The following is a 764-nucleotide window of genomic DNA, read 5'->3' as shown; positions in this document are numbered from 1 at the left end:
CAAGGCGAGCTTCATTTAACGCCTTACGCAGTTGCAGAATTTCAGATTCCAGTTCAGCCACCGTGCGGGAACCAGGAGTACCGAGCCCTTTTCTGGCGGCGGTAACCCATTGTCCTAAAGTGCCTTCAGGAAGGGATAATCGGGAAGCGCCTTCACTGATCGAAAGTTGATTTTCAAGAACCGTTCTGACAGCTTCGGCTTTGAACTCTTTAGAGTAACGTTGGTTTTTTCTGCTCATTATTAGCTCCTTCTGATGCCATTCTATTTCAGGAAGGAGTGTCCGTTAAACTCAGGCTACCTCAAATGCCTAAATCGTTATGCGATGTTAACCAGACACGATAACCATCTTTCGAAATTTTACCTGGCTCGGGGAAGGTATCGGGCGGACTTTCATGCTCCAGAGACGAACACTGGGGAACGTTGTTATCGATATAAACCACTTCCTGAATATAGCGATAACTGTAAGATACCCGACGCATTTCCATGAGATGGGCTTCGCTACAGGCAGCGCCTTGCCATCTTTCCAGCTCTTGCAGCGCATCTTTCCCTTGTGTCGCCACCTTATTGGCCCGAATAGCGACGCGGGAGGAATAGGTATCCAGCTCTTCAATAAACGATGTATCTACCTGCTGATGGGCCAGCCAGATGCTTAAGCCGACAGGCAGCATGGATTTGCCCCTATATTTCCAGACATCTGTTATCACTTAACCCATTACAAGCCCGCTGCCGCAGATATTCCCGTGGCGAGCGATAACCCAGCGCAC

Annotated in this window: 1 protein-coding gene and 1 pseudogene; both read right to left on the bottom strand. The window is 49.1% G+C overall.

What is annotated here, in order from left to right:
• On the bottom strand, window positions 1-238 hold a 238-nt coding region (locus BGK49_RS16485; protein ID WP_032335914.1), incomplete at its 3' end, for a transposase.
• Window positions 239-302: 64 nt separating this feature from the next.
• A pseudogene (locus tag BGK49_RS16480) lies at window positions 303-668 on the bottom strand (CSS-motif domain-containing protein); the annotation flags it as partial.
• Window positions 669-764 lie beyond the last annotated feature (96 nt).

The organism is Shigella sp. FC1544 (assembly GCF_001722145.1).
GTDB classification, from domain to species: Bacteria; Pseudomonadota; Gammaproteobacteria; order Enterobacterales; family Enterobacteriaceae; genus Escherichia; species Escherichia coli.
This window is presented reverse-complemented; position numbering and strand designations above follow the sequence as displayed.